The 25231-nt window shown below is 35.0% G+C and carries 28 protein-coding genes; 19 read left to right on the top strand and 9 right to left on the bottom strand.

The annotated features are described in order from the left end of the window. Window positions 1–10: 10 nt before the first annotated feature. The 3 genes from JOD96_RS02050 to JOD96_RS02040 form a co-directional block, all read right to left on the bottom strand. Window positions 11–928, bottom strand: a complete 918-nt coding sequence (locus tag JOD96_RS02050) for an alpha/beta fold hydrolase (RefSeq protein ID WP_209562606.1) — start codon at window positions 926–928, stop codon at window positions 11–13. 155 nt (window positions 929–1083) lie between these two features. Next, complete coding sequence (locus JOD96_RS02045) at window positions 1084–1494, bottom strand: cupin domain-containing protein (RefSeq protein ID WP_209562605.1); 411 nt, start codon at window positions 1492–1494, stop codon at window positions 1084–1086. A 128-nt stretch (window positions 1495–1622) separates the two neighbouring features. Continuing rightward, window positions 1623–2921, bottom strand: coding sequence for an amidohydrolase family protein (locus JOD96_RS02040; protein WP_209562604.1), 1299 nt, complete (start codon window positions 2919–2921; stop codon window positions 1623–1625). Window positions 2922–3020: 99 nt separating this feature from the next. Between JOD96_RS02040 and JOD96_RS02035 the strand changes: the two genes are divergently transcribed. Next, entirely contained in the window at window positions 3021–3995 is a 975-nt protein-coding gene (locus tag JOD96_RS02035; RefSeq protein ID WP_209562603.1) for an AraC family transcriptional regulator, read from the top strand. A gap of 37 nt (window positions 3996–4032) precedes the next feature. On the opposite strand, the gene JOD96_RS02030 is transcribed toward JOD96_RS02035, so the two are convergent. Next, on the bottom strand, window positions 4033–5055 hold the full coding sequence (locus JOD96_RS02030; RefSeq protein ID WP_209562602.1) for a hypothetical protein: 1023 nt from the start codon (window positions 5053–5055) through the stop codon (window positions 4033–4035). A 196-nt stretch (window positions 5056–5251) separates the two neighbouring features. Here JOD96_RS02030 and JOD96_RS02025 point away from each other — a divergent pair, with 196 nt between their 5' ends. From JOD96_RS02025 to JOD96_RS01990, 8 genes are all read left to right on the top strand, one after another. Then, window positions 5252–5767 carry an RNA polymerase sigma factor gene (locus JOD96_RS02025; protein ID WP_209562601.1) on the top strand — a complete coding sequence of 172 codons (516 nt, stop codon included), beginning with the start codon at window positions 5252–5254 and terminating at the stop codon, window positions 5765–5767. Between the two features lie 49 nt (window positions 5768–5816). Further along, window positions 5817–6716, top strand: a complete 900-nt coding sequence (locus JOD96_RS02020) for a FecR family protein (RefSeq protein WP_209562600.1) — start codon at window positions 5817–5819, stop codon at window positions 6714–6716. Next, window positions 6717–9251, top strand: coding sequence for a TonB-dependent receptor (locus JOD96_RS02015; RefSeq protein ID WP_209562599.1), 2535 nt, complete (start codon window positions 6717–6719; stop codon window positions 9249–9251). Between the two features lie 151 nt (window positions 9252–9402). After that, complete coding sequence (locus JOD96_RS02010; protein WP_209562598.1) at window positions 9403–9810, top strand: OB-fold protein; 408 nt, start codon at window positions 9403–9405, stop codon at window positions 9808–9810. 7 nt (window positions 9811–9817) lie between these two features. Beyond that, window positions 9818–10660, top strand: a complete 843-nt coding sequence (locus tag JOD96_RS02005; protein ID WP_209562597.1) for a DUF5777 family beta-barrel protein — start codon at window positions 9818–9820, stop codon at window positions 10658–10660. 21 nt (window positions 10661–10681) lie between these two features. Further along, window positions 10682–11056 carry a c-type cytochrome gene (locus tag JOD96_RS02000; protein ID WP_209562596.1) on the top strand — a complete coding sequence of 125 codons (375 nt, stop codon included), beginning with the start codon at window positions 10682–10684 and terminating at the stop codon, window positions 11054–11056. 5 nt (window positions 11057–11061) lie between these two features. Beyond that, window positions 11062–11616, top strand: coding sequence for a YceI family protein (locus tag JOD96_RS01995; protein WP_209562595.1), 555 nt, complete (start codon window positions 11062–11064; stop codon window positions 11614–11616). Window positions 11617–11771: 155 nt separating this feature from the next. After that, a complete protein-coding gene (locus JOD96_RS01990) occupies window positions 11772–12170 on the top strand; it encodes a hypothetical protein (protein WP_209562594.1) in 399 nt (132 codons plus the stop codon). 46 nt (window positions 12171–12216) lie between these two features. Here JOD96_RS01990 and JOD96_RS01985 read toward each other — a convergent pair whose 3' ends face one another. The 3 genes from JOD96_RS01985 to JOD96_RS01975 form a co-directional block, all read right to left on the bottom strand. Next, window positions 12217–12522: a putative quinol monooxygenase gene (locus JOD96_RS01985; protein ID WP_209562593.1), complete on the bottom strand. Its 306-nt coding sequence runs from the start codon at window positions 12520–12522 to the stop codon at window positions 12217–12219. Window positions 12523–12611: 89 nt separating this feature from the next. Next, window positions 12612–13406, bottom strand: a complete 795-nt coding sequence (locus JOD96_RS01980) for a type 1 glutamine amidotransferase domain-containing protein (protein ID WP_209562592.1) — start codon at window positions 13404–13406, stop codon at window positions 12612–12614. A 129-nt stretch (window positions 13407–13535) separates the two neighbouring features. Continuing rightward, window positions 13536–14105, bottom strand: a complete 570-nt coding sequence (locus tag JOD96_RS01975; protein WP_209562591.1) for a Crp/Fnr family transcriptional regulator — start codon at window positions 14103–14105, stop codon at window positions 13536–13538. Between the two features lie 187 nt (window positions 14106–14292). Between JOD96_RS01975 and JOD96_RS01970 the strand changes: the two genes are divergently transcribed. The 3 genes from JOD96_RS01970 to JOD96_RS01960 all read left to right on the top strand — a co-directional run bounded on the left by JOD96_RS01970 (window position 14293) and on the right by JOD96_RS01960 (window position 16595). After that, complete coding sequence (locus JOD96_RS01970; RefSeq protein ID WP_209562590.1) at window positions 14293–14874, top strand: TetR/AcrR family transcriptional regulator; 582 nt, start codon at window positions 14293–14295, stop codon at window positions 14872–14874. Between the two features lie 47 nt (window positions 14875–14921). Beyond that, on the top strand, window positions 14922–15713 hold the full coding sequence (locus tag JOD96_RS01965) for an SDR family NAD(P)-dependent oxidoreductase (protein ID WP_209562589.1): 792 nt from the start codon (window positions 14922–14924) through the stop codon (window positions 15711–15713). Window positions 15714–15818: 105 nt separating this feature from the next. After that, window positions 15819–16595, top strand: a complete 777-nt coding sequence (locus JOD96_RS01960) for a hypothetical protein (RefSeq protein WP_209562588.1) — start codon at window positions 15819–15821, stop codon at window positions 16593–16595. A gap of 61 nt (window positions 16596–16656) precedes the next feature. Here the strand turns inward: JOD96_RS01960 and JOD96_RS01955 are convergent, their stop codons facing one another. Together JOD96_RS01955 and JOD96_RS01950 are read right to left on the bottom strand one after the other, a co-directional pair. After that, complete coding sequence (locus JOD96_RS01955) at window positions 16657–18108, bottom strand: DUF1254 domain-containing protein (protein WP_209562587.1); 1452 nt, start codon at window positions 18106–18108, stop codon at window positions 16657–16659. A gap of 122 nt (window positions 18109–18230) precedes the next feature. Beyond that, complete coding sequence (locus tag JOD96_RS01950) at window positions 18231–19727, bottom strand: DUF1254 domain-containing protein (RefSeq protein WP_209562586.1); 1497 nt, start codon at window positions 19725–19727, stop codon at window positions 18231–18233. 300 nt (window positions 19728–20027) lie between these two features. Here JOD96_RS01950 and JOD96_RS01945 point away from each other — a divergent pair, with 300 nt between their 5' ends. The 7 genes from JOD96_RS01945 (at window position 20028) to JOD96_RS01915 (ending at window position 25142) form a co-directional block, all read left to right on the top strand. After that, window positions 20028–20360 carry an ArsR/SmtB family transcription factor gene (locus tag JOD96_RS01945; RefSeq protein WP_209562585.1) on the top strand — a complete coding sequence of 111 codons (333 nt, stop codon included), beginning with the start codon at window positions 20028–20030 and terminating at the stop codon, window positions 20358–20360. A 10-nt stretch (window positions 20361–20370) separates the two neighbouring features. Next, the gene (locus JOD96_RS01940; protein ID WP_209562584.1) at window positions 20371–20856 is read left to right on the top strand and encodes a GNAT family N-acetyltransferase; all 486 of its coding nucleotides are present in this window, start codon (window positions 20371–20373) and stop codon (window positions 20854–20856) included. A gap of 91 nt (window positions 20857–20947) precedes the next feature. Further along, window positions 20948–21421 (top strand): DUF6428 family protein, encoded by a 474-nt coding sequence (locus JOD96_RS01935; protein WP_209562583.1) that lies wholly within the window; start codon window positions 20948–20950, stop codon window positions 21419–21421. A 41-nt stretch (window positions 21422–21462) separates the two neighbouring features. Beyond that, on the top strand, window positions 21463–22077 hold the full coding sequence (locus tag JOD96_RS01930; protein ID WP_209562582.1) for a protein-tyrosine-phosphatase: 615 nt from the start codon (window positions 21463–21465) through the stop codon (window positions 22075–22077). 3 nt (window positions 22078–22080) lie between these two features. Continuing rightward, window positions 22081–23160, top strand: a complete 1080-nt coding sequence (arsB, locus tag JOD96_RS01925) for an ACR3 family arsenite efflux transporter (RefSeq protein ID WP_209562581.1) — start codon at window positions 22081–22083, stop codon at window positions 23158–23160. Window positions 23161–23342: 182 nt separating this feature from the next. Then, a complete protein-coding gene (locus JOD96_RS01920; protein ID WP_209562580.1) occupies window positions 23343–24539 on the top strand; it encodes an alginate export family protein in 1197 nt (398 codons plus the stop codon). A 114-nt stretch (window positions 24540–24653) separates the two neighbouring features. Then, on the top strand, window positions 24654–25142 hold the full coding sequence (locus JOD96_RS01915; protein WP_209562579.1) for a hypothetical protein: 489 nt from the start codon (window positions 24654–24656) through the stop codon (window positions 25140–25142). The last annotated feature ends 89 nt before the right edge of the window (window positions 25143–25231 follow it).

The raw sequence follows: 25231 nt of genomic DNA, 5'->3' as shown, positions 1-25231 counted from the left end.
TGATTTTGTTTTATTTTATGAATTTGATCAATTCTGCATTAAATTTTGGAAGCTCTTCGATAAACAAAGCATGACCGCTTTTTTCGAATGGTACCAAAGTTGAATTGGCAATTGATTTGTGCATTTGTTCTGCCAATTCATAAGAACAGATTTTGTCCTGTGTACCGTGAAGAATAAGAGTTGGAATTTTAATTTTTTTCAAATCTTCTCTCAAATCAGTATCACGAAGCGCTTTCATAGATTCTCCCATTGCATAAGGAGAAGCCTGTGCCTGAATAGTTCCTAACCATGCGCCTTGTCCTGGAGATACGCTAGTTTCATTGGCCGGGAATATTTTTCCGAAATTCTCAAACAATTGTGGTCTGTTGGTATTGTTAAGGGCAATAAGACCATTTACATCTTCTTTTGTCCAGAAACCGTAATTAAAATCGGCTCTCTTTGTCCATAGTGGGGCCGCTGCACCAAACAAAGCCAGTTTAGAAACGTGGGCTGCATTGTATTTGGCTACATAATGAATCACTGTTGCACCTCCCATTGAGAATCCGCCGATTGTAGCTCCTTCAATTTTAAGTTTATCAAGAATCACTTTAATATCATCTGCATACACATCATAGTTATAAGCTCCTCCCGGTTTGTCTGATAATCCAAAACCTCTTAAGGTAATTCCGATTACGCGATATCCTTTTTGGATAAGTTCTGCATATTGGTATTCGTACATGGCATCGCTTAGCGGCCATCCGTGAATCAATACTACCGGTTTTCCTTCTCCTAAATCTGTTACATGCAATTTTACATTTTTCTCTACTTCAATGTATTCTTCTCTTCCAAAGCTTGCCGCTTTTCTTTGACTTTGAGAAAATGCAGTTGATACTGCTAATAAAATAATGGCGAAGCTTGTTGTTACGATTGTTTTTAAATTGGTTTTCATTTGTTTTGATTTTTAATTATTATTTTAAATTTTGTTTTTGTCATTTCTTATTGACAGGACAAAATTGCGAAACTTGTGTTTATAAATCAAATTAATAATTTTTACATTATATAAATTTTATTTATAATTGTTTAATATTTCTTGTAAATAGAGATTTATTCTTTTTTCATTACCAGAACCGGTTTACCTTTTTCTACTATATAAGTAGCCAGTTCCGAAGCTTTTGCATGGCTTTTATTTCTTGCAGAATGCACTACGCCTGCCGGTATAAAAAGCACTTCTCCGGCTTTTAAGGTAACAGGAGCCTGCCCCTCTACTTCATACTCCAATTCGCCGTCAAGGACATAAATAAGTTCCTCTCCTGGGTGAGAGTGCTTGCCAAATGATGTATGGGCTTCAAAATCAATGCGCGCCTGAACCGTTTCATATCCGGGAACAGAAAGATTGTGATGTTGCAAATCAGTACGTTTTATTCCCGATTGCTGGGCAGAAGCAGTACTTGTTATAATCAATGCTAAAAGACTGAAAGCAAATACTGTTGTTGATGCAAAATTTAAATTTTTCATGTTTTTTAATTTATTTAATTAATTGGGTTTGTTAATTTCTTGGCCAAAAGTAGCACGGTATCACCCCCTCTAAAGTTATAATTTTGCCCAAATGGACAAACTGGGCAGTGAACCGGACAAAAGCAGGATTAGTTATGATAAGACTCACCTTCTTTCCATATACCCACTATAGATAAAGAATCAGAAATAGTAATAGTAGGATCACCTTTAACCAAAAGCAAATCAGCCCTCAATCCCTCTGCAATTGATCCTCTGTCAAATAAGCTAAATCTTCTGGCAGGTATTGATGTAGCTGCTCTTAATGCCTCAACAGGTGTTAATCCGGCTTCGACCAAAAGCTGCATCTCGTGATGAACACTAACGCCGTGTGCAAGCCCGCCTAAATGAGGCATTGGTACTGACACATCTGTTCCGACAAGTATATCTACTCCTGCATCGCGTAAATCCCTCACGTTATCAAAGTTATCTTTCATATTACCTTCGGGAAATGTATTGAAACAAGAACACATGGTGATTTTCCAGTCTTCATTTAATTTATTTTCGACCCTTTGATCGTGTGCCACATGACAGGCAGAATTTCCTATAATTGATGAATTTAATACCAGGCAGGGTGTTACAAAAATTCCTTTGGCTGCGATGGATTCAATAAGCTCCTTAGTCCAGTCCGGTCTGTCAATAAATAAGTGTGCCAGGCCATCAACACCAATTTCGACCGCTGTTTTTGCCGCCTCAGCCGTTAAAACGTGAGCTATCGCAATTTTATCTAATTTATGGGCTTCTTCTACCGCTGCTTTTAATACCGACGTTTCTATAATGGGCAAGCCCGGAGCATTCATTACTGTTCCTTCCTCAATCATTACCTTGAAGTAATCTGCACCATTATTGACCTGACGATGTACAAAATCTATCGCTCCGTTAAGCGAAGTAACATCGGCACTTATTTCTTCCTCTTCCTTTTGAGCCTGGTGGGCAGCTATAAAAATGGCCTTTTCATCTTCACTCATTTTCTCCATTTCTTTTAAAACAAATTCAGGAATGCCATCTCCTTTCGGAATCAGTTCGTCAGGATGACCGCCCGGAGCCGTCAGCCCCATACCGGCAGAGCGCACATCGGCAGCACCGGTGACTCCTTTTAATTGCGTTTCACGTCCTTTACTGGTAAATCCTCCCATCATTTCTAATTCGGTAGTTATGCCAAATTTTAATGCCTCTTTTAAAAATTCTACAGAGGTATGTACATGGGCGTCTATTAAACCGGGAAGCAGGGTACAGCCCGTTCCGTCAATCACTTCGTCTATGTTCTCTGGCAAGTCATTTGAAATTGAAGTAATTACCCCGCCACTAAAGACAACTGTTTTTTTTCCGATTACATCTTTGCCATCAAACACATTGGCATTTATGATCGCTTTGCTTTTGCTATTATTCATTTTGAATTATTTAAATTAATCTTTTCGACAAATTTACTTAGCCAATATCGATTAAAATAGCTACATTTGACACAATAATAGCTCTAAACGGTCAATTTAATGAAATTAAACTTAAAGGAAGAATTCGGTTTTTTAGCGGGGTTTGCCGATTTATTAGGTACGGAAGTAAAAAATGGAATATTAGTAATCCCCGAAAATAAAGGCAAAGGATATTTAAGAGGGTTTAGATTAGACAACTCAATAAATATGCTGGTACGTTTTTATGAGTTTAATGACAATGTGCTTGCTAAAAGATTGGGAGGACAAAATACACTGAATCGAATACTGTTTTCTTTTAATAATATTTTTCCGGATGCTGATTTAAAAAACAAATACTCAGGTGATCTTCCTTCAATGCAGATTTTTAAAGGAAAGCTTAATATTGAAACGTTTTATCCGGGCAGAACTAAGTTCAATTCTATTTTTATTGGAATTGATTCAGATAAATTAGCAAAAACATTGGGTTTGAATATTGACAATGAAATTTTCAGAAATATTATTACCAGTGAACAGTCAATTTTATTTGAAGAATTGCTCTCGCCAAAAATTCATCAGGTTGCAATGGAAATTATTCAGGCTGACATTCCCGATTCCCTGGCTGATTTCTTTTTTAAAATCAAGGCAGAAGAATTAATATGCCAGGCTTTAAAAGAGCTTTTTAAAAGAGAAAATCCAACTACACACGCACTAAACCAAATCGATGTTCAAAAGATTTATAAAGTAAGGGATACCATTTTGAGTGACATTGCTTTGCCTCCGGTTATAAAAGACCTGGCTTCGCAAATAGGAATGAGCGAATCAAAGTTTAAAAGATTATTCAAACAAATTTTTGGGGACAGTTTGTTTAGCTATTACCAAAAGTTTAGAATGAAGGAAGCTGCACGATTACTAAAAGAAAATAAAATGACTGTTTCTGAGGTTGGTTTTAAGATGGGATTTTCTAATTTAAGCCACTTTGCCAAAGTTTTTGAAGAACATATCGGAACCAAGCCAAAATCGTTCAAAAAAAATCAAACAGAATTAAAGAGCAAATAACAATTAAAATCTGCGTCAGGAATTCTTATCGAAGAATTTATTCTTTTTGAAAGTAAAGATAATTAGTTGTAGTACCCACATCCCTTAATCGTATCTGAGAATTATTAAACTCAAATAACTTCCAATTAAAATTCAATTTTCCAAGCAGTTCTGTTGAAAAATTCAGTTTCAATTCTCTAACACCGTAATAAACGGTACTTTCCCACTGCCCTGTTTCTGTTGCTGACCCATTGCTGGCCACTACAGTTTTGTCACTTTTAAAAACGAATGAGTAGCCGCTGTAATTTGAAGTCTTTACAGAACCATCAAAAAAATACGGTATTTCCCAGGAACCGTTTGTTATAATTTCTGTAAAATCAAGTGTTACAATATTATTTTCCGGACAATAATCAATAGCATATTTAATAGCGTTTTCGAACTCCAAATTACTTGTAATTGACTTTGTCTGATTATTGTAGTCTGCTATCAAAATTGGATATCTTAAAGAAATATACTGACTTTCATTTAAATTTTTAATAAAATTAAAAAAGGCCTGATCACTTATTATCGATTGTGAACTTGCTACCTGATTAGCGCTGTTATAGATATTAATTGTTATGGGATAATTGATGTTTAATCCGTTTATTTTGGATAAAAGATCCGGATAAAGATTCCAGTAATCGATTAAAGAATCAAAATCTGCCTGGTTTGGAATTGCTTTTTCGATGTAATTATAGTAAACCATTGTTACAGGAAAATCTATTTTTACAATATCATCATCATTTGCATTTGCGTTGATGTTATCTATTACTTTTTGATAATCTGCGGTGGTATTAACGGCAATCTGCTCATTATTTACAGTAACGGTATAAGGGAGTTTTATGGTACAATAACTGGACCCGTCAATTACATTGTCCTGGACTGTTTTTACCATCGCAACTCTTTGCAGATAAGTAGTAAGCGGAGAAACGCTGGTAATTGTTCCCTGCGCATTATTAGGTTGCTCATCTGTTTCACTCTGACATGAAAACAGTAAGAACAGGAAAGCTGCGATTGATAAATATTTTTTCAAAAGGAACATATCTATATTTTTACAAAGGTAATAAAATTTAAGAAACGTGGTTTTTATAAATTAACATCAAGGCTTTCAGTATCTTCTTCAATACTAAATTATCAAAAGCCGGTAACATTTTATTTTCTATGAAACAATCAGCTTTGCTTTTACCCTACTTAAATTAAAAACAAATACTTTTGCTTCGTACAAATAGAAAATTTAAATGCCACCTAAAAACGAATTAAATACTTGTGATGAAATAATTTTTTCATCTTTCTTCAAAAGCCATATAAAAGCGCTTCGGAATTTTCTTTTTTACAAATTTGGCAACACCGCCCATGCAGAAGATGTTGCCCAGGAAGCTTTTGTAAAACTTTGGCAGAACTGCGCTTCTGTACCATTAGAAAAAGCAAAATCATATATTTACACGATTGCGAACAACAGCAGTCTTAATGAAATTGCGCACCAGAAAGTTGTTTTGAGGTATGAAAAAAACTTTACGGGTCTGGATAAAACAAATGAAAGTCCGGAATATCTTTTGGAGGAAAAACAATTTCAGGCCAAACTTTTGAAAGCCATCGAAAACTTAAACGAAAAACAACGCACCGCCTTTTTGATGCATCGGATTGACGGTAAAAAATACAGTGAAATTGCCTTGGATTTAAACATCAGCGTGAAAGCGGTAGAAAAACGCATCCATTTGGCATTGTTAAGCTTACGCAAAGAAATTGATCTATAAAAGTAGGGTAAATTTAGTTCTAATTGTTTTAATTAAATAATACGGTAAAATGAAAAAAAATCGCTTATTGGCAAAATGGCTCAATGATGATTTATCTCCGGATGAATTAGCTGAATTTGAGGCATCTCCCGATTTTGAAAAATATCAAAAGATAAAAAATTATACGAATCATCTTGAGGTAGATGATTTTGATGAAAATGCAATGCTGTCTAACATTATGAGCCAGAAAAAAACGGCTCCAAAAGTAATTCCTTTATACAAAAAAAGGCTGTTTAGAGCCGCCGCAATATTTGTTTTAGCGCTTGGGGTTACTTTTGCTTTGAAGTTTTTTACATCTCAGACGCAAATAGCAGATTTTGGAGAAAAAAACACTTTTTTGTTACCCGATAACTCTGAAGTAGTGCTAAACTCAGGCTCTGAAATAAACTACAGCAAATGGAACTGGGACAACAACAGAGATCTGAAACTTAACGGAGAAGCGTATTTCAGGGTCGCTAAAGGCAAAAAATTTGAAGTACAAACGCCTCTTGGAAAAGTAACCGTTTTGGGAACGCAATTTAACGTTAAAGCCAGAAAAAACAGGTTTGATGTTGTGTGTTATGAAGGCCGTGTCAAAGTAAATTATGCCGGCACCCAAATTTTATTAACCCACGGACAAAGTGTGAGTTTTGAAAACGGAAAAGAAATTAAGACGACGACAAATTCATTGCAGCCGGAATGGATGAACAGTCAAATATGTTTTTATAAAGAAAATATAAGAAGCCTTTTAGATGAAGTTGAAAGACAATATAATATTAAAATTGAATTAAATGCTAAGGATACTATCTCGCTTTTTACTGGAAAATTACCAGCAAAAGACTTAGATACTGCTTTGCAGATTATCAGTACAACCTATCACTTAGAGGCAAAAAAAGTCTCTGAAAATAAAGTAATTTTTGACGAAAAATAAATGCTGTGCCCCAGACAATTTCATTTTTTGTTTTTTCTGTTCTTCCTTGTCCTGAACCTTTTTGGTCAGGACAAAGGCAAAGTCGTGCCTTTTAAAAAAATAATAATTGATATTGAGAACAAGCATGGTGTTAGTTTTAATTATACCGAAGACAATATTGCCGGCCTGGAATTAAATCCCCCTCAGCAATCGCTTTCTTTGGATCAAAAACTGGAATATCTGGCTAAAAAAACCAATTTGTCTTTTGAAAACATAGGCAACCAATTCATTAATATCTATAAAAAAGGTAGTGAACAAAGAACAATCTGTGGATATGTTTTTTCTGCCTTTGATAAAAAACCCATTGAAAACGCAAATATCAGTTTACCTGACAAAACTCAAATTACAACCGACTCAGAAGGTTACTTTGAGTTGAGTAAAGAGAATAAGAATACTTTTCTGATTAGTCATGTTGGCTATGTATCTAAGAGAATTACAGCAGGAAATTCAGATTCTAAAAATTGTCTTCAGATACTGTTAGAGCCCGAAATTACAGAACTTCATGAGATCAAAACAACTGCCATTCTGGCTTCGGGTATTTCAAAAAATGCCGATGGCTCCATCCAAATTAAGCCCAAGAAATTTGGTATTCTGCCGGGACTTATAGAACCAGATGCTTTGCAGGCCATGCAGCAGATTCCAGGTGTAAACAGTCTGGATGAAAGCGTGTCGAGCATCAATGTGCGCGGAGGAACGCACGACCAAAACCTGTTTTTGTGGAATGGAATACGAATGTTTCAAACGGGGCATTTTTTTGGTTTAATATCGGTTTTCAACCCAAATCTGGCGCATACCATTTCTATATACAAAAATGGCAGTTCTGCTTTTTACGGAGAAAGCGTTTCAAGCGTTGTAGCTATTTCTTCTACTCCTGAAACGGCTGAAAGAAATGCTTTTAGCGCAGGAATCAACATGATTAATGCCGATGTTTATGCGAAGTACAATGTTACGAAAAAGAGTTATATCGAGATTTCGGCACGTAAATCAATTACTGATTTTGTAGAAACGCCTACTTACAAGGAATATTTTGACAAAATATTTCAAAATACAACCATTACAGATTTTTCACAAAACCAGGATATTGACTATAAGAGTGACAAAAAATTTGATTTCTATGATGCAACGCTCAAATATGCTCAAAAAATAGGACTAAAAGATCAGTTAATTTTAGATTTGATTACCATAAAAGATAATCTGCAGGTTTTTCAGAGTGCAACTGTATATGACATAAACAAATCTGAAAACAATGTTTTGCGCCAGCAGAATTATGGCGGGAATTTGTCATGGAAAAGAAATTGGAACGACTTCAATACCACTAAAATTAATGTGTACAACTCTTCTTATGAACTTTTGGCCAACCAAAAAACTACGCTTGCTGATCAAGTCGTTATTCAGGAAAACGCCGTTAACAATAACGGAATCAATTTAGAAAACAACCATATAATTAATTCTAAATTTAGTATAAACGACGGCTATCAGTTTAACGAAATTGGTGTTACTAATCTGGAGCAGGTAACTAATCCTGATTTCTATCGTAAAGTTAAAGATGTTCTTAGAACACATGCTTTCATTGCAGAAGGAAAATACAACGACACGCTTTCGCGAATATATTTTAAGGCAGGAACGCGAATTAATTATATTGAAAAATTTAAAAAATATATTGTAGAACCCCGCGTTCAGTTTAGTTATGGGATTAATAAAAATCTTAATTTAGAATTGCTGGGCGAGATGAAGAGCCAGAACTCACAACAAATAATTGATTTGCAAAAAGATTATTTCGGCATAGAAAAAAGGCGCTGGATTATCTCAAATAATACTACAATCCCTATTCAGAGAAGCAGGCAGGTTTCCTTAAATTTATTCTATCAAAAGAATGACTGGCTGCTGGATATCGAAAATTTTTATAAAAAAATAACCGGGATTACCACTTCGAGCCAGGGTTTTCAGAACCAGTTAGAGTTTGTGAGAACGACCGGCGATTATGAAGTTTGGGGAGCAGAAATGCTGATTCAGAAAAAACTGAATCACTTTCTTACCTGGCTGAGTTATACTTATAACCATAATAATTATCATTTTGCTAATTATGAATACCCAACTTTTCCCAACAATTTTCAGTTAATGCATACAGTATCCTGGGCGGGAATTTACGAGAAAAACAATTTTAAAATTGCTCTGGGAACAAAATGGTCTTCCGGAAGGCCAAAAACCTCTCCCGACCTTTCTCAATTTGATCTTTCAGATCCTGTATTGGTTTACAACAAACCAAACAATACCAACCTGCATATTTTTTCGCAGGTTAATATCTCCTCTACTTATAAGTGGGAAACTGCAAATGGAATTCAATACAAATTGGGCATATCCATCTTAAATCTCCTAAACAGGAAAAATGAAATCGGCGAATATTATAGATTAAGTTCCTTAACAAACTCTATAGAAGAAGTTGAAACATTCGCACTGCAAAGAACTCCAAATGTGAGTTTTAGAGTTTCACTTTAACCTTATTTCTGCAAGAGTTTAAAACTCTTATTCTTCTTTTTTAATTTTTTTTCACAAAATAACATTTTTTTGGTAGGGTAATCTGCACCATAGCTGTTTCACTATAGAATCATAATTGGATTGATTTTAAAACGTACCAAAAAAGTGAAATATGAAAAGAAAAAAAACAGCAATTGTAACTGCGTCTATACTGGTAGTGGTTTCTGTCTGTATCTACTTTTATTACGGATTTCTGTTTAAAGAAGCACGCAATATAGAATCAGAAGCACCAGATTACAGTATAACTGCGACCAAACTGCTTGAAGATTACACCACAAATCCTAAAAAAGCAGATTCTTTATACCTTAATAAAACTATTGAAATTACTGGCGGGATAACCAAAGAAACAGACTCTGTGCTCACACTTGAAGGTACTGTTTTTTGTCTCTTCACTCAAAAAGTAAAAGCCCTGCCGGTAAAAACTAAAGTAACGGTTAAAGGCAAATGTATTGGCTATGATGAATTATTTCAGGAAGTCAAATTAGATCAGTGCACATTAATAAACAATCAAATCAATTAATCAATTTATGAAGAAATTTTTAGTTACAATCTGCCTTTTTCTGGCGACCATGTCATATTCGCAAGATGAGTTACTGAATAGTCTTGATTCTACTCAGGTAGAAGAAAATTATTCCAGCGCTACTTTCAAGGCTTTACAGCTGGTAACCCTGCAGACAACAAAAATGCCTGCAAAAAAAGAATTTTATTTTGTGGTTTCACATCGATTTGGGACTGTTAAAGACGGTTTAGACAGTTTTTTTGGTCTTGATAATGCTACTACAAAACTGGGCGGTATTTACGGCGTTACAGACTGGTTGTCCGTAAGCCTTTCCAGACACACCTTAAACAAAATGTACGAGACAGGTCTTAAGTACCGACTGACGAGACAGGGAGAAAGTTTCCCTCTGGATATTGTTGGTTACAGTGTTGCAGACATAAATACGTTTTTAGAAAAAGACCAGTATCCCGGCTTAGAATTTAAGCATCGTATGACGTATGTGCAGCAGCTTTTAATTTCCAGAAAGGTTAGTGAAAAACTCTCACTGGAATTGGTACCATCATTTTTACACAAAAACCTTTATAATCCTGATATCGAAAGAGATAATCAGTTCTCTTTTGGCGGAGGCGGACGTTATAAAATCACTAAAAGATTATCTGTCAATTTAGAGTACATGCACAATTTTGACAAGCCCGATTTTTATAAAAACCCATTATCTGTAGGTCTTGATATAGAAACAGGCGGACACGTTTTCCAATTAATATTTACCAATTCACAATCGATGAGTGAGAGCGGATACCTTACCAATGCGAGCGGTGACTGGGGAAAAGGAGATTTCTTCTTTGGATTTAACTTATACAGAGTATTTTAAATAACTATAAACAATAAAATCATGAAAAAAACAATCGTACTTACACTTTTATTAGCTGCATTTGCAAGCTGCAGTGATTCTGACACTGTTCAGGATATCGAAACACCGCCAACTCCCAATCCACCGGATCCGACAACTGCTATCACTTACACTAAAAACGTAAAATCAATTATAGATGCTAATTGTATAGGCTGTCATCAGAGCGGAAGATCTGCGGCTTTCAGACCTCTTACTACTTATGCCCAGGTAAAAGCAGCAGTTGAAAGTGCCGGATTATTAACCCGAATTCAATTGCAGAACGGTGAGCAGGGACTTATGCCTCAGGGAGGAAGAATGTCTCAGGCAAATATTGATTTAATCGTAAAATGGAATACTGACGGATTAAAAGAAAATTAATTATTATGAAAAAATTATCCATTAATTTCTTTACGCTGCTGTTACTTATTGCTGTGGCTGCAAATGGATCTGCGCAAAAATTAATTACAAAAACAGGCAGTATAAAATTTCAGGCTTCTACGCCTTCTTACGAAGAAGTTGCTGCCGAAAACAAATCAGTATCGGCAGTTTTAGAACAGTCAACAGGTGATTTTGCCGCTTTGGTTTTAATAAAAGGTTTCCGTTTTAAAGTAGCATTAATGGAAGAACATTTCAATGAAAATTACATGGAATCTGAAAAATTTTCAAAAGCAACTTTAAAAGGAAAAATAGAAGATTTTGATGTTTCTAAAATTACAAACACGCCTAAAAATTTTACTTTAAAAGGGGATCTTACTATTCACGGAAAAACAAAACCTGTGACAGTAATAGTAAAAATTTCGAAGATCAACGGCGGCGTTAATGCAACTGGCAGCTTTGAAGTAAAACCGGAAGATTATGATATAGAAATACCAAATCTTGTGAGAAAGAAAGTTGCAGACAAAGTAAAGATTAATTACAATTTTTTATTAACCAAATGATCGTTCCAAAAAGACAAATATTTAGATAATAGAAGTTACCCGCCGAATATTATCTAAATAAAGGTTTTTTTGATTTGGAAGATCATTAAACATGACTAATGTTTTGAGGTCAGTTTTAGGCTGACCTCTTTTTTTTAACTTAAACCCTGAAATAAATGATCTGCAAAAATTATGTTGTTACCGGAGAAGATGTTAATGATTTTATGGTCATGGAAAACGCTTCATACATTTCATATACCGTCAGGTTATTGTATCATTTTTTGTTTCAAAATGGATTTTCAAAAGAGAAGCTCAATATTTTAAATCTCGATTTGCAGGAAGGAAATCATGTATTCGTCTGCCATAAAGACCTTATGTTTACAGAACATTTTTTTATTGAGCTCAAACATTGCTATATAGCGGATAAAATCAGTATTAAAAGTAGTTTTTTTAACTCCAAAAACGAATGCTGTGCAGAAGTTACCAAAGAAATAGAATGGTTTGACTCCCTTAGAGGAGAAGTTATTGGGGCACCCAAACAAATTCTAAAGCATTTTAGCCATACAGCACCCTAATTGAAATATCATTTTATTGATGACAATTCTACCGGCCGCTTAGAAGCTAATAATTTACAGGGGTTGTTAGAACAATTTCTCTATCTTCTAATAAAGGAACTATTTTCCCTAAAACTAATTCTTGAAAATAAGATGCATTTCGGTGTTCGGTAACAGCTGCTTCATTACTGTATCCTTCAAATAAAATGATGGTATTTGCATCTGAATTAGCTTGATGAATTTTATAAAACAGGTTTTCTTTTTCCTTGATAGTTTCGTCATGTACTGTTTTTAGTATATTTAATACGTGTTCAGCCTGACCTTCTTTTACTTTCCATGTAGCAAAAACATGAACCGGATTATGATTTTTCATTTGGATATTTTTATAATTATTTTTCAGTTTTAATACTAAAATTATACTGACCTTAATCTATTTTTGAAAAAGGTCAGCACAATTAGAAATTACTTTTTAGGAGATTCTAAAATAACAATCATCTTTTCAGCCATACCTTTTGCAGAAGCCGGATTTTGTCCTGTAACCAAATTACCATCTGCAATACTATGAGCCGACCACACTGCTGCCGCATGAAATTTTGCTCCCTGTTTTGTCAATGCAGTTTCTAATAAGAAAGGTACATCTGCAATGGCATAGCCTCTTTCTTCTTCATCTGTAAAAGAGGTAATATTTTTACCATTTACCAGATAAGTTCCGTTGCTTAATTTTACATTTAATAACGATACCGGACCATGACAGACCGCTCCTACTACAGCATTGCGTTCGTAAGTTTCCTTAATCACTTTTTTCAGTAATTCATTTTCCGGCATATCAACCATTGGTGCTAATCCGCCGGGTACAAAAACGGCATCGTATTTACTTACATCGACAGTTGATAGTTTAACCGCTTTCTGCATCGCTTCCCATCCTTTTCCTGTCAAAAAGGCAAGGTTATCAGGATCGTTAGCCAGACTAAGTGCATCTAAATAAGGTGTGTCTCCGGTTAAACTTGCAAAATCAATCTGGTAATTTGCTTTGTCGAATTCGGCATAAGGATGTGCTACTTCAGGAAGAAAAGTTCCGGTTCGTCTGTTATTCGGTCCAATTGCATTAGCATTGGATACGATAATTAAAATTTTCTTTTCCACGTTTGTTTCGTTTTTAAAAGTTGTTTTTTGTTTTGATGATGTGTTTTCTTTTTTGTTTTGAGCATTAGAAGAAAAAAAGGCAATTGCCAAAGTCAGAAGGATAAGTCTTTTCATTTTTATAATTTTTTAAGTTGTTATGAATTATTTATAAGGCAAATTTATGCCTGCTCCACCGCTTAAAACGAGGAGATAAGTCACAAAAAAAGTGTGATGTAAATCACACTTTAAGCATTAATCGTTCTGTTATTTATTGCTGGAGTAAAGCCTGCTGAGGGTTTCTCGGCTAACTCCAAGATATTCTGCTATGTATCTTTTAGGAATTTTTTGCATTAAATTCGGATAGAGATCGGCAAATTCTTTATACCGCTGTTGCGAATTATTAGAAAGTAATGAAATTACCCGCTGCTGTAGAGCCATATATCCTTTGGTTAGTTTTACTCTAAAAAAATGCTCCATTTTATGAAGCGTAAGTGAGAGCTGTTCCCTTCCTTCAAGTGTCAGGCATAAAACTTCTCCGGCCTCCATACACACTACATACATGTTTGCAGGCTTTTGATTGAAATAGGCTATATAATCAGACATCCACCAGTTTTCTGTGGCGAATTGCACGATGTGTTCTTTACCATCTTCATCAAGATAAAAAACTCTAAAAATACCACTCATAATGATGTATTCATATTTTGCATCATCACCCTGCTGAATGAGGTATTGATTTTTCAATACTCGTCTTATTGTAAAAAAGGGTTTTATCGATTCGAACTCTTCATCAGTAATCGGAATAATTTCTTCAATATGTTTTCTGAGTTTTTCCATAGTTAGTATTTACCTTTTCAAAGATAGAAGATTTTAATATCCAACCAAAAATGAGAATAAAAGTCGGGAATATCTTTTTACTCAAATTTTATTTGAAAAAGACTGCAAAATAAAAAGGCTTTAAAATTTGGAGCAAACTTATTTTTATATAATTTTGTATCAATCATTACAAAATAAAAAATCCAAAATGAGAGGAAGACCTACCATATATGATGACGCTAATATTGTAAAAAAAGCACAAGAAGTTTTTTGGCAAAAAGGTTACAGTGCCACTTCACTGACCGATTTGCAAAAGGCCACCGGTGCCGGAGCCGGGAGTTTTTACAATACTTTTAAAGGAGGCAAAAAAGAGGTTTTTAAAAAAGCAATTGAAGAACGACGCTTAACTTTTGATGCTTTTAAAATTGAATTAGGCAAAAGCGAATCTCCATTAGAATTAATTAAAGACTTTTTTAGAAGTATCGCTTCTGCGGAAGAAAACGAACATCTTAAAGGCTGTATTATTGCCAATACAGTCGTAGAAATGACTTTTATAGATGAAAATCTGGAAGCAAATGCCGTTCAAATTTTAAAAGAAGTTGAACAAATGTTTACTCAGGCTATTAAGGAGGAACAATCGAAAGGAAACTTAAAAACACAAACAGATCCGGAAATACTGGGCAGGTATTTAATAACATTTTGGTGCGGACTCAATACACTGAGACGAATGTTTCCGGACAAAAATATCTTAAAAAACCAAATAGAAATGCAATTAGCTGTTATCAGCTAATTTTTTTGACTATTTATGTATCAATCATTACAAAAAAAACAATAAAAATGAATTTAAAATTAGAAGGAAAAAGAGCTTTTATAAGCGGTTCAACACAAGGAATTGGTTATGCAATTGCCAAACAATTATTGAATGAAAAAGCCGAAGTGATTATTAATGGCAGGCATGAAGAAAAGACAAGTCTCGCAGTGAAAAAATTAAAAGATGAATTTCCCGATGCCTTAGTTTCAGGAATGGCCTGCGATTTTGAAAAAAAAGATGAAGTAGCCGCTCTGCTCAACAACTTAAACCATATTGATATTTTGATTAACAACGTCGGTATTTTTGAATTAAAAGATTTTGATAATCTGGAAGATGAAGATTGGTATAGAATTTTTGAAGTGAATGTAATGAGCAGTATTAGGCTTTCTAAAAAGCTTTTATCACAAATGCTTGAGAAGAAATCAGGAAGAATTGTTTTTATCAGCAGTGAATCTGGTGTAAATATTCCCGCAAATATGATTCATTACGGAATGACAAAAGCAGCAATGGCGGCTGTAAGTAATGGTTTGTCTAAACTAACAACAGGAACTGAAGTTACGGTAAATACCATTTTGGGCGGGCCGACTTATTCTGATGGCGTTGCCAGTACAATTGAACATATTGCTTCTTTGCAGAACATAGAAACCGAACAAATGAAAAGCATGATTATTCAGCAGACTAATCCTCATTCTTTATTACAGCGTTTTATAGATCCTGAAGAAATTGCTTCGTTGGCTGTTTATCTTGCAAGTCCGCTTTCTATTGCAACTAACGGTTCTTGTCTTAGAGCTGATGGAGGGCTTTTAAAAACAATTTAATTTATAAGATGTTACAGGGTTATTATATCTTAATTAATAAGTAGTGAAAATTTTATTATTTAAAATTAAATCACTAATATTGAGATACTTAAAACAATAAAAAAAATGGATGTAAATACTTTAGAGCACACCGAAGCATGGATAATTGCGCTGCTTCTTTTTACATTAATGCTTATATCTACCTTTCTGGGAAAACTGCTAGCAAATCGTGTTCATAATACAAATGAAAGCGAAAAGCCGAGTGAAACTACCTCACTCACTGCATTGTTATTTTTTTTATTGGCATTTACATTTGGAATGAGCGGCGAACGTTATGATTCGCGAAGAAAAGTTGTTATTGAAGAAGCGAATAGCATCGGGACTGCTATATTGCGCAGTGATTTATATGCTGATTCAACAAGAGCTGTGTTCCGCAACGGTTTTAAAGATTATGTAGAAGCTAGAATCGATTATTATGAAGCTGGTCCTAATGCAAAAGCTATTTTAAAAGCTGACAGCCTGTCTCAGGTAATTTCCTCACAATTATGGAAACATGCGAGCAGCCTTTCAAAAGATCCTGCTAATCTGGCTGCAACCCAACAGATGATTCCGGCTTTGAACGATATGATTGATATAACAACTTCCCGTCTCGCGGGGGAAAAAGCAAAAGTTCCTCAAAGCATTTTAGTAATGTTGTTTTTTCTGGCCATAATAATCGCATTCTATGGAGGTTATTCTGAAGGCCGTAAAGGAAAGGTGGACTGGTTAGTTCAAATCGGATTTTGTCTTTTGGTCTCGCTTGTTGTTTTATTTACAATGGATCTGGACAGGCCCCGAAGAGGATTTGTCAATTTAGACATACCAAATAAAACTATAATAGATTTGCGAAAAAATTTTGAATAAGTAAACAAAAAACAGAAACAAAACTTAAGCCTCTTACCGTATAGTAAGAGGCTTAAATATATTAATTCACTTTTTCAATATCATTCAATTTCCAGCTCTGATTGTATAAGTTTGGTGTTGGACCATAGAATCGGGCCAATATTTCAAACTTTCCTTTAGGATCTGTCGGTACCCAGTTAGATTCACCGCTTTCAGGTGGCTTCGGGCCAAAATAAAGATCTACAGTACCATCACTATTTGTTTTAAGCCCGGGTGTTTGCGAGGATCTGCCTGCCCACTTCATATTACGGATAAAAGTATGTGTGTCACGATTATAAACCGTCATTGACCAGTATTGCTTCACGGGAACATTGGCAGGAACTTTAAGCTTATAAGATGAATTTCCGTCTAATGCATTTCCATCTTTATCAACAATCTGCATTAAATAATATTGTGATTCTCCAATATGTTTGGCGCTAAAAAAGATCACCGTATAAAGCATCCCTCTGTTATCGGTCGGATAAGAATCAGCTACCTTATAATTCTCTTTTATGCTTTTTCCAAATTCGGGAGTAGCAGGAAAAACCCAATGTGTATCTTTAAAAAACGGGGCAAATGATTCATAATTAAAATCAAGATATTCTTTTGCTGTATTAACGGCAGCAGTCAGAATTTCTTTTGTTCTTGCATCCGGGCTAAACGTTTTACCTCTTTCTATACCAATTGACCTTAACGGATCAATGATAGCTCTGTCTCTTTCTAACCATGGTTCTGCCTGTACTATTTTGTTTAAGGCTTCATAAAAACTAACATCGTAAGGTATGGCTGAATCGTATATCTTTTCGCTGGCATCTACAAAAACTGTAGATGGATTTTTTGAAGCTTCACTTAGAGGATAAACCTTAATTCGTTTAGAATAGGCAACAGCCGTGGCAACATCGGCATCACTTCCGCTTTTAAGTACGGAGCGCAATAAGGCATAACCACGATACGTATCAGATTGCAGCGGAATGTAACCCGCGGGTATTTTTGTCTTATCGTAACCGGGCGGAAGAAAAAGATATTTACCTCCTTTGCCTTTATCAACCCCTCCAGGACCTACATCTTCTATAGCATTTTGCCAGTACGTCATTACACTGCCATTAAAAACTCCGTTATCAGCTGGTGGAATTTCTAATACTACAGGGCCCACTTTTTCGGTATTAAAAAAGGGCATTAAATAAATTACATCCGGGTTTGGCGTTAGTGTCTGGTTTTTCCAGTCTAATAGCTTTGGCCAGATAACAACCTGATTATAATTACCGTTTATTTTGGCAAAAGCATCATACATGAGCTGAAAATTAACCGCCGGCATTCCCCAGATAGCAGTTTCTACTCCGCGTTGATACAGAATTTGTTCCCTGATATTGGCAGGTTTAAATGCACCCGCTAAAGTGTCTTTACTATTATTTTTTTCGGTAGAGTTTGTTGGTGAAGTTTTATTACATGCCGTCAATGACAACATAAGTAAAAAAACAAAGAGACTTTTTTTCATAATTTTGGTTTTATTAGTAATTATAAATTTCTCATTAAGCTATTCAATCATTTTTGAAGGTACTGTCGTGTACTAACACCAGAAAAAACGACTCCTTTTTTTCGAATCTGGTTCATTCAAAATTATTTGGTCAGCACAACTGCAGGCGGTGTCCATTCATTTTTGATTGTTATTTCTTTCGGGCCATAACATCTAAAATACAAGCAAAATATAGCCTTAGGACAAGGAAGCCAGTTGGCTTTCAGATCACCTTTTGGTTCTGCATTTTGCACATACAAGGTTAGAGAGCCATCAGCATTATATTTTAAATTCTTGTTTTTTGTACCAATAGAATAACGTTTTATAGAATTTGGCGAGAAAAAATGATGCTCATCATAAAGGGTGAGCGACCAAAAACCATCTACCGGAGGCATTTTATCTTTTGCAAAAGTTACGGTATATTGGTTTGCACCATTTAATCGTGCCCGTTTTGAATCAAAATCCTGATAAAAATATTTTGTTTCTATACCGGCGTTTACCAATATGTTTGATTTTGCAATCGCAGTTCGCGTAAAATAATCTGTACCAAAGGCTGCACAATTATTGGCAGTTGTCCAATTATCGGCCAGAGGTATTCCCCAATTGGAGAATTGCAGTAACGGATCTATTAATTCCTTATCAGCCTTATAGGCCTCTTCTATCATTGCTTTTTTTAATGCAGGATCTTTTTTTGCTGCTTCAATTACAGCGAGTATTTGCGCATAACGCGATTCTTCTCCCGGCAAAGGTGGTGCATCTTTGAGTACTGCCGGCAGTTCATCAAAAAATTTATCAGGAAATACCCATTTTGTTTCGCCAGATCCCCCGTCTTTTGTGGGTGATCCCAAAGAAGGGAGTTTGCTCCAATCCTGTTTTTTTGTTTTGCCGTCAAATTTATCCAGGGCATACACGTCGATACCACTAATAATGCCTTGAATTGCTTTTTTGTCCTCGGCAGTATCATCCTGAAACACTCTAGGGACAATAAATGCGGTACCGGTTTTGCTTCTGAACGTTTTTGTAATTCCTTTGGGCACTTCACCTTTCCAGTCGGGACCTACGAGCAGGTAAAAACCTGGTTTTGTGCCGTACATTTTACCTATTTGTGCAAAAGAATCGGTTCTTAAATCAACCACCTGATACACCCAAAAACGATCACCAAAATCCGGGACTTGTACAACAACGGGGGTTTCATCTAATGAAGCAATGGCAGCACCATATACTACATCCTGATTTGGACAGGCTACCCAGCGCTGTTCGGGCTGAATATAGTCGCTAAGCATTGCTAAATTATTAAGCGGTGCAAATGGCAAAACTCCATTCATCAATCCAACTTTTGGAGCTTGTTTAAAAGCCAGGCGGCGATTATAAATGTTTTCCATTGGCCATGCCCAAAAATATGCATCTCTAGCGACCTGTCTTGCATAAGATTCTGTAATTTTTACCTTGATATCTGGTCCTGGCGGCAGTACATATGACGATTGACCTGATGCAGTAGTGTCAGTTTCTGTAGAATCTGACGGATCATTATTTGCATTTTTGTTCTGATTGCACGCTCCTAAAACAAATATTGCCATGAGCAAAATAAGTATTTTTTTCATTTTTTTATAGAATAAATTATTGGTTACTTATTATTATTTTTCTAATCGGTCTATTGCAGCTTTTGGTTGTAAGAAATAGGTACAGAGGAAAATATTTATTGGCTTGACGATGAATATAAACAAAATTAAAAGTATTTTTTTTTTGAGCTCATTCTTCTTACGCTCAATAGGTTTCAAGTTATAATATGAAACCAATTCTTACAGACTTAATAACTGCTTTAAAAATATTTTATTATATATTTTTTGTTTTTTTTGTCAGTTAATTTTTATATCGTAATATTGCAATATAAATATAAAACGATGGGAGCTACAAAAACAGATCATTTTACAGAAAAACAAAACGAACTTGCAGTTTTGGCAAAGGCTTTAGGACATCCGGCCCGAATCGCTATTATGGAATATCTATTAAAAGTAGATACATGTATATGTGGAGATATAGTCAATGAACTGCCTCTTTCTCAGCCAACGGTATCACAACACCTTAAGGAACTCAAAAATGCCGGATTGATAAAAGGCAGCATTGACGGTAATTCTATTTGTTATTGCATTAATGAACCCGGATTAGAAAAAATAAAAGGTTTTTTTGAACATATCACTGTTCACTTAGAAAAAAAGAGAAACGAATGCTGTTAAATTAATCAATATGGAAATCAGAAAGCTATTAGAGGCCGATTGGCAACAGGTTAAATTAATCTATGAAAAAGGTATTAATACCGGTAACGCGACTTTTCAGACCAGTGCTCCTTCCTGGCAGGATTGGGATGAATCACATCTTAATACTTGCAGGATTGTAGCAGAAAGCAATGGTGTAATTATAGGCTGGGGAGCACTAACACCTGTTTCTTCAAGGTGTGTTTATGCAGGCGTAGCTGAGGTAAGTGTTTATGTCGATCCTGAATATTCTGGTAAAGGAATCGGTCTTGCACTTCTGGAAGAACTGGTGCATTTGAGTGAAACAGAAGGCATATGGACACTGCAGGCCGGGATATTTCCGGAAAACATAGCTAGTCTGCGTATCCATGAAAAAGCCGGTTTCAGAACATTGGGTATTCGGGAAAAAATTGGAAAACAAAATGGAATCTGGAGAGATACAGTTCTGTTGGAAAGAAGAAGCCGTCTCATCAATTAAATATTTTAACTACAAAATGATTGCTACAGTAATAACTTAACTTATGACTGCAGTTTAAAAAAAATAAAAAAACTTTTAAAACACATACATTATGAAACTTTCAGAAATTAAAGAAGTACTAAAAACAGTTGAGGCTGTAAATTTTGAATTGCCTAACGGAAATTTTGTTCCGGAATATTTCCATGTAACAGAAGTGGGCTTAATCACAAAAAACTTTATTGACTGCGGAGGAACAGTAAGAAAAGAAACTGTTGTAAACTTTCAGCTTTGGGATGCTAATGATTATGAGCACAGGCTTAAACCGCAAAAACTGATTCATATTATCGAACTTTCACAAAAAGTTTTAGGTATTGAAGATCACGAAATAGAAGTTGAATATCAGGACACTACAATTGGTAAATATGATTTAGGTTTTAATGGCGAAAACTTCATTTTACTTAATAAACAAACTGCCTGTCTTGCTCAGGAACAATGCGGAATACCTTCTGATAAATCTAAGGTAAAATTATCTCAGTTAAATGCTGATAGCTCAAATTCATGTGCACCCGGATCTGGATGTTGTTAATTTTTAAATAACCAAAACCAATTATAAATACCACGAAAACTATGTTATTTACTGAAATAAAAAACACCATTGATTCTTTTGATTTTAATCAGATTTCAAACGAACGTAAAACCATTCTGCAGCCGTTGGTTGATTACATTCAAAACAAAGTTGACAACAAAGAGAGCATAAGACTAAATTTAATCTGTACACACAATTCCAGAAGAAGCCATTTGTCTCAGGTTTGGGCACAGACCGCGGCTGCAAATTATAATATCCAAAATGTTTCCTGTTATTCTGGAGGCACAGAAGCTACTGCCCTATTCCCTATGGTGGGCGAAACGCTGAAGCACTCAGGATTTAAAGTTAAAACGATATCCGAAGGCCAAAACCCTGTTTATTCCATAAAATTTGCATCGAATGAACTTCCTGTTATCGGTTTTTCCAAAACCTATGATGATGATTTTAATCCGGAGAGTGAATTTGCTGCTATCATGACCTGTTCACAGGCAGACGGAGGATGTCCTTTTATTGCAGGTGCAGAAAAACGTATTCCGATAACCTTTGAAGATCCAAAGGTTTCAGATGGTACACCAGAGCAAAAAGACGTATATCTGAAGCGCAGTCTTCAAATTGGAACTGAAATGTTTTATGTATTCTCACAAATTAAACAATAAAAAATGTCAGCAAATAACTGTGCGCCTGCTGCAGGACGCAAAAAATTAGGTTTTCTGGATCAATTTTTAACGCTTTGGATTTTCCTGGCTATGGTTCTTGGTGTAGCAATTGGTTATTTTATTCCCTCCAGCAGTAATTTTATCAATTCTTTTTCAAGCGGAACAACCAATATTCCGCTTGCAATTGGATTAATTCTTATGATGTATCCGCCGTTGGCAAAAGTGAAATACGAGCAGATGGGACAGGTTTTTAAAAACATTAAAATTCTGGGTGCTTCTCTATTTTTAAATTGGGTTGTTGGACCAATTTTAATGTTCTTACTAGCCTTGCTTTTTTTAAATGGTTATCCGGAATACATGATTGGTGTAATCCTAATTGGTTTGGCACGCTGTATTGCCATGGTAGTGGTTTGGAACGATCTTGCGGATGGCAACAGAGAATATGCGGCGGGTCTTATTGCCCTAAACAGTATTTTTCAGGTATTGCTTTATAGTGTTTATGCGTATCTTTTTATTACTATTCTCCCACCCTTTTTCGGTTACAATGGTTTTGAAGTAAGCATCAGTATTGGTCAGATTGCTGAGAGTGTAGGGATATATTTGGGAATTCCTTTTGCTCTCGGAATTATAAGCCGTTATGCCCTTATTACAATCAAAGGATCTGAATGGTTTGAAACTAAATATGTCCCTTTTATTTCTCCCATCACTCTAATATCATTGCTTTTTACCATCATTGTGATGTTTAGCCTTAAAGGCGGACTGATTGTTCAAATTCCTATGGATGTTGTACGCATAGCAATACCTCTTGTGATTTATTTTACTATAATGTTTATCATCAGCTTTTTCGTTGGAAAATATTTCGGTGCAGACTATTCAAAAGCAACAGCGATAGCTTTTACAGCTACAGGAAACAATTTTGAACTTGCGATTGCAGTAGCGATTGGTGTCTTTGGCATAAACAGCGGGCAGGCATTTGCAGGCGTTATAGGCCCTTTGGTAGAAGTGCCGGCGCTTATTGCACTAGTCAATGTTGCTTTCTGGTTCAGAAAAAAGTATTATTCCAAATCAGTTGCCGGCTCATAATCGTTTTTACTTTTTTATGAAAATTGAAGCACTATGATTACATTTACACAGTAAATCTATAGGATAAAATAAGTATGGCATTAAAGGCGTTAGTAAGAAAAAATCTTTCAGTATTTTTTTTTCTTGGATGTATCATTCAATTAAGTGCACAACAATCTGATAGTTTATCTCACCAGTTCTTAATGAATATAGAAATACGTCCAAGAGCTGAATATACTTCCAATTATGTACTTTCACCAAATGACTCCATAGACCCTTATTTTTATATTACGCAGAGAAATAGAATTTCGATGCAATATTCCAGAAAAAAATGGTTTATAAAATCGGACTTACAGGAAATACATCTCTGGGATCAAAATAATGAATTTTCTAAGGTAGGAAGTATCAATTTTTATCAGTTATTTGTTGAAACCAGGCTTAAATCATTTAATATACGTCTGGGAAGACAGAGTGTTTTATTAGATAATGGCAGATTATTTTCTGATGCTCCGTGGGCGCAGCAAGGAAGGGCTCATGAAGGAATTCGGATAATGAAATCTGCGACATATTTTTCTAATGATTTTTTCTTTTTATTTACCCGAAACTATAATCAGGAATTTGAACCGACTTATTCTCCGGTAGCATCAAATAAATACAAATACCTGTTCGTAAATAACTTTAGTTATAATTCAAACAAATATTTTTCTTTTAACTCATTAAACGCCATTGATTTTTTAGAAGATGTGAGTTCAGGAGCGCTATACACTCGCGCAACTACTGGCGGAAGGATAGAGTTTAAAAAGAAACAATGGTACTATACTTTAAACAGTTATGTACAGTTTGGGCGCAACCAAAAAGGCCAGAAACTATTTGCTTACTATTTTCAGCCGGAAATTAAATTGTCATTGCTAAAATCGACCTGGCGTTTAGGCGCAGAAATAATAAGCGGCAGCAGTTCTAACCTGTCGAGTGATAACTCTGGAGATTTTGATGTTTTGTATGGGGTAACATGGAAGTTTAATGGGAATATGAATGTATTTACGCGTTTTCCAAATGACGTTAAGGGCAAAGGCTTAGTAAATCCTTACTTATTTACTGTAATTCCCGTTAGCTCTAAGCTTTCTCTTCGTTCTGATTTTCATCTTTTCTATACCCAATATCCATTGCTAAATAATTTGGGACAGGAAACAACAAAATTTCTTGGGTTTGAAAATGATATTTCATTAAAATATACACCTGTCAAAGAATTGGAAATAAATTATGCGTTTTCTTTTTATAAGTCAACAGACACTATGAAATATCTTCCAAAAATTCAGGACGAAAACAAGCTCGCGCTTTGGAGCTATCTTATGGTTTCATACTCTTTTAATGCTGTCAATTCAAAACATTACAAACATTAAACTGTCAATTCCTTTTGTGATTTTTAAAAATTTTATAACAGGAATAAAATAATAAAGCTTAAATTTAATTGTAATGACTTAAGTCAATTTTTGATTTCACTTAAAAATACTGTTATGAAAATTTTTTCAATGCTTTTAATATCAATTTTCTTTTTCTCATGTCAGCAAAAAGAAAATAACAAAATGCCCGTTACCGCTACAGATTCAGTTGTTACAGAGAAAAACAAGGAAGAAGACAAAGAACAAAACAAAAAAGAAAACCAACAAATTGGTGACACTATCTTCATGAATTTCGGTGATGAAAAAGGTTTGTTTGTGGCTGAAGGGACCTTAGATTCTATTCATTCAAAAGTATACGTCAAATTTAAAAATGAAGATTTAGGCGAATTAAAGGGAAACATTGTTCCCGCAACCGGCAAAGGAAACATCCGTTTTAATCAAATTATCTTTCCTGACAAATCCTCTGACGGACCTTTTGGAATGGATTTAAAAATCTATCTTAAACAAAAAGGAAATTACATTTTGGTAATTGGACATTCTCAAATGGCTGATAATCCCTTTTTTGGCACATTTAAAGTACAGCTTGAGAAGAAAAAAGAATAATAAATTGTATTTAAATATTTCAGGCTGTTTATTTTCTTGCCACCATAATTCAATAAAAAATGGATGAACAGTAATGTTCATCCATTTTT

This window comes from Flavobacterium sp. 1355, assembly GCF_017833415.1.
Classification (GTDB): Bacteria; Bacteroidota; Bacteroidia; order Flavobacteriales; family Flavobacteriaceae; genus Flavobacterium.
Note: the sequence above shows the minus strand (reverse complement) of the source record. Positions and strands in the feature narration are given on the sequence as shown.

What these genes read in the sequence shown, in the direction of transcription:
- JOD96_RS02050 (WP_209562606.1), bottom strand. Translation starts at nt 928, where the DNA reads ATGAAAACCAATTTAAAAACAATCGTAACAACAAGCTTCGCCATTATT.
- JOD96_RS02045 (WP_209562605.1), bottom strand. Translation starts at nt 1,494, where the DNA reads ATGAAAAATTTAAATTTTGCATCAACAACAGTATTTGCTTTCAGTCTT.
- JOD96_RS02040 (WP_209562604.1), bottom strand. Translation starts at nt 2,921, where the DNA reads ATGAATAATAGCAAAAGCAAAGCGATCATAAATGCCAATGTGTTTGAT.
- JOD96_RS02035 (WP_209562603.1), top strand. Translation starts at nt 3,021, where the DNA reads ATGAAATTAAACTTAAAGGAAGAATTCGGTTTTTTAGCGGGGTTTGCC.
- JOD96_RS02030 (WP_209562602.1), bottom strand. Translation starts at nt 5,055, where the DNA reads ATGTTCCTTTTGAAAAAATATTTATCAATCGCAGCTTTCCTGTTCTTA.
- JOD96_RS02025 (WP_209562601.1), top strand. Translation starts at nt 5,252, where the DNA reads ATGCCACCTAAAAACGAATTAAATACTTGTGATGAAATAATTTTTTCA.
- JOD96_RS02020 (WP_209562600.1), top strand. Translation starts at nt 5,817, where the DNA reads ATGAAAAAAAATCGCTTATTGGCAAAATGGCTCAATGATGATTTATCT.
- JOD96_RS02015 (WP_209562599.1), top strand. Translation starts at nt 6,717, where the DNA reads ATGCTGTGCCCCAGACAATTTCATTTTTTGTTTTTTCTGTTCTTCCTT.
- JOD96_RS02010 (WP_209562598.1), top strand. Translation starts at nt 9,403, where the DNA reads ATGAAAAGAAAAAAAACAGCAATTGTAACTGCGTCTATACTGGTAGTG.
- JOD96_RS02005 (WP_209562597.1), top strand. Translation starts at nt 9,818, where the DNA reads ATGAAGAAATTTTTAGTTACAATCTGCCTTTTTCTGGCGACCATGTCA.
- JOD96_RS02000 (WP_209562596.1), top strand. Translation starts at nt 10,682, where the DNA reads ATGAAAAAAACAATCGTACTTACACTTTTATTAGCTGCATTTGCAAGC.
- JOD96_RS01995 (WP_209562595.1), top strand. Translation starts at nt 11,062, where the DNA reads ATGAAAAAATTATCCATTAATTTCTTTACGCTGCTGTTACTTATTGCT.
- JOD96_RS01990 (WP_209562594.1), top strand. Translation starts at nt 11,772, where the DNA reads ATGATCTGCAAAAATTATGTTGTTACCGGAGAAGATGTTAATGATTTT.
- JOD96_RS01985 (WP_209562593.1), bottom strand. Translation starts at nt 12,522, where the DNA reads ATGAAAAATCATAATCCGGTTCATGTTTTTGCTACATGGAAAGTAAAA.
- JOD96_RS01980 (WP_209562592.1), bottom strand. Translation starts at nt 13,406, where the DNA reads ATGAAAAGACTTATCCTTCTGACTTTGGCAATTGCCTTTTTTTCTTCT.
- JOD96_RS01975 (WP_209562591.1), bottom strand. Translation starts at nt 14,105, where the DNA reads ATGGAAAAACTCAGAAAACATATTGAAGAAATTATTCCGATTACTGAT.
- JOD96_RS01970 (WP_209562590.1), top strand. Translation starts at nt 14,293, where the DNA reads ATGAGAGGAAGACCTACCATATATGATGACGCTAATATTGTAAAAAAA.
- JOD96_RS01965 (WP_209562589.1), top strand. Translation starts at nt 14,922, where the DNA reads ATGAATTTAAAATTAGAAGGAAAAAGAGCTTTTATAAGCGGTTCAACA.
- JOD96_RS01960 (WP_209562588.1), top strand. Translation starts at nt 15,819, where the DNA reads ATGGATGTAAATACTTTAGAGCACACCGAAGCATGGATAATTGCGCTG.
- JOD96_RS01955 (WP_209562587.1), bottom strand. Translation starts at nt 18,108, where the DNA reads ATGAAAAAAAGTCTCTTTGTTTTTTTACTTATGTTGTCATTGACGGCA.
- JOD96_RS01950 (WP_209562586.1), bottom strand. Translation starts at nt 19,727, where the DNA reads ATGAAAAAAATACTTATTTTGCTCATGGCAATATTTGTTTTAGGAGCG.
- JOD96_RS01945 (WP_209562585.1), top strand. Translation starts at nt 20,028, where the DNA reads ATGGGAGCTACAAAAACAGATCATTTTACAGAAAAACAAAACGAACTT.
- JOD96_RS01940 (WP_209562584.1), top strand. Translation starts at nt 20,371, where the DNA reads ATGGAAATCAGAAAGCTATTAGAGGCCGATTGGCAACAGGTTAAATTA.
- JOD96_RS01935 (WP_209562583.1), top strand. Translation starts at nt 20,948, where the DNA reads ATGAAACTTTCAGAAATTAAAGAAGTACTAAAAACAGTTGAGGCTGTA.
- JOD96_RS01930 (WP_209562582.1), top strand. Translation starts at nt 21,463, where the DNA reads ATGTTATTTACTGAAATAAAAAACACCATTGATTCTTTTGATTTTAAT.
- arsB (WP_209562581.1), top strand. Translation starts at nt 22,081, where the DNA reads ATGTCAGCAAATAACTGTGCGCCTGCTGCAGGACGCAAAAAATTAGGT.
- JOD96_RS01920 (WP_209562580.1), top strand. Translation starts at nt 23,343, where the DNA reads ATGAATATAGAAATACGTCCAAGAGCTGAATATACTTCCAATTATGTA.
- JOD96_RS01915 (WP_209562579.1), top strand. Translation starts at nt 24,654, where the DNA reads ATGAAAATTTTTTCAATGCTTTTAATATCAATTTTCTTTTTCTCATGT.